This is a genomic window from Paraburkholderia sp., assembly GCF_036488795.1.
Classification (GTDB): Bacteria; Pseudomonadota; Gammaproteobacteria; order Burkholderiales; family Burkholderiaceae; genus Paraburkholderia.
This window is the reverse complement of record NZ_DASXHA010000099.1, coordinates 1-1,913: the sequence shown is the minus strand read 5'-3', so window position 1 is coordinate 1,913 and position 1,913 is coordinate 1. Positions and strand designations below refer to the sequence as shown.

Here is a 1,913-nt window from a genome sequence, read left to right as displayed (position 1 = left end):
TGGGCCACGTCGCGCTGCTCGCGGATGGTCTCGGACTGGCATGGCGGCGGCGCGCGCACGCCGGCGTCTCGACGCCCGCGGTGCGTGCGCATGTGCTCGTCAACGCGCCGGATGCACGCGCGCTCGAACAAGGTGCGGAGGCGCTGCGCGCCATGCTGCACACCATCGCAGCCGGGGTTGCGCCGCCCGGGCGCGCGCCTGCCCTGGCGGCGTTGCGCCGCGCCATCGAGCAAGGCGGCGCCTGAATCGCTGCGCTTGTCGTCACACCGCTTTTCTCCTGATCATCATGCGTGCGTCGCGCAGGCGCAGTGCTTCATGCCGGCGCATCGGATGCGCACCTGAATACACACCGTTGGCGACCTGAAAGCGCGTGATAGAGTGGCATATGATCCGTGGTTCATGGACTGCGGCAGAAGCTGATCTGCCCACGCTTTAAGCCCGCCATTTCGCATCGTCTTTGCTAAAATCCGAACTATGTCCAAGAGTACCGATCGCATCAATCTGACCAACCAGTTCCTGATCGCCATGCCAAGCATGGCGGACCCCACGTTTTCAGGAACGGTGGTCTACCTTTGCGATCACAGCGAGCGCGGCGCGCTCGGCCTGGTGATCAACCGGCCGACGGATATCGACCTCGAAGCGCTCTTCAGTCGCATCGATCTGAAACTTGAGATCGAACCCCTGTTGCATGTCCCCGTTTATTTCGGCGGCCCGGTGCAGACCGAGCGCGGCTTCGTGCTGCACTATCCGAAAGACGGCAACCCCTATACCTCCTCCATGTCCGTCCCGGGCGGTCTGGAAATGACCACCTCGAAAGACGTGCTCGAAGCGGTCGCCGGCGGCACCGGCCCGGAACGTTTCCTGCTCACGCTCGGCCATGCAGGCTGGGGCGCGGGCCAGCTCGAAGAAGAGATTTCAAATAACGGCTGGCTCACCGTGGAAGCCGACCCGAAGATCGTGTTCGACGTGCCGGCCGAAGAGCGCCTCGAAGCGGCGCTGGCGCTGCTCGGCATTTCCCTTTCCATGCTCTCCGGCGAAGCGGGTCACGCATGAGCAGTGCGGCCGGACGAGCAGCAACGCTGCTGGCGTTCGACTATGGTGAAAAGCGTATCGGCGTGGCGGTCGGCAATTCGCTGACCAAAAGCGCTCGGCCGCTCGTGGTACTGCAAAACCGCAGCCGCGAATACCGTTTCGAGGCGGTCGGCAAACTGATCAGCGAATGGAAGCCGGATGCGCTGGTGGTCGGACTGCCCATGCATCCTGATGGCGCCCCTCACGAAATGACCCAGCTCGCAAAGCGCTTCGGCAATCAGCTGAATGGCCGCTTCAACCTGCCGGTGACGTGGGTCGACGAACGCTATTCGTCGGTCGAGGCGAAAGCCGAAATCCGCGCCGGCAACGGCCGCGCCGACATGCTCGACGCTGAGGCCGCCCGCATCATCCTCCAGCAATATCTTGACGGACTATCCGACGATCATGAGTTCCATTGACGCCGAAGGGCTCTATCGCGCTCTGCTCGAACAGATTCGCGCGGCTTATGGTGGCAAATTCAATGAGCCGCCCGGCGGCCCACACGGCGTGGTGCTGGCCGGCATCTATAGCGGTGGCGCGTGGCTCGTGGAACGTCTCGCGCGCGATCTGAACGTCGATAGTTTTGGCGTCGTCAACGTTGCGTTGCATCGCGACGACTACGCGAAGAAAGGGCTGCACGCGCAAGCGAGCCCGACGTCGTTGCCGTTCGAAGTGGACAACCGCCATATCGTGCTGGTCGACGACGTGCTGTACACCGGCCGCACCGTGCGCGCCGCGTTGAACGAGCTATACGACTATGGACGGCCGGCGTCGGTCGAACTGGCGGTGCTCGCCGATCGCGGCGGCCGTGAGTTGCCGGTAGCGGCGCGCTTCGTAGGCGG

General features: G+C 63.8%; 3 protein-coding genes and 1 pseudogene. All 4 read left to right on the top strand.

Going from position 1 to position 1,913, the window contains the following annotated elements; genetic code table 11:
• Positions 1 to 245: pseudogene (locus VGH41_RS13480) on the top strand (hypothetical protein); the annotation flags it as partial.
• Between the two features lie 229 nt (positions 246 to 474).
• On the top strand, positions 475 to 1,053 hold the full coding sequence (locus tag VGH41_RS13475; protein ID WP_331597947.1) for a YqgE/AlgH family protein: 579 nt from the start codon (positions 475 to 477) through the stop codon (positions 1,051 to 1,053).
• Entirely contained in the window at positions 1,050 to 1,490 is a 441-nt protein-coding gene (gene ruvX, locus VGH41_RS13470) for a Holliday junction resolvase RuvX (protein WP_331597946.1), read from the top strand. Before VGH41_RS13475 ends, ruvX begins: the two co-directional genes overlap by 4 nt.
• On the top strand, positions 1,477 to 1,913 hold a 437-nt coding region (pyrR, locus tag VGH41_RS13465; RefSeq protein WP_331597945.1), incomplete at its 3' end, for a bifunctional pyr operon transcriptional regulator/uracil phosphoribosyltransferase PyrR. The genes ruvX and pyrR, both read left to right, overlap by 14 nt.

Excerpts from the sequence above, each read along its gene's own strand:
- VGH41_RS13475 (WP_331597947.1), top strand. The coding sequence starts at position 475 with ATGTCCAAGAGTACCGATCGCATCAATCTGACCAACCAGTTCCTGATC.
- ruvX (WP_331597946.1), top strand. The coding sequence starts at position 1,050 with ATGAGCAGTGCGGCCGGACGAGCAGCAACGCTGCTGGCGTTCGACTAT.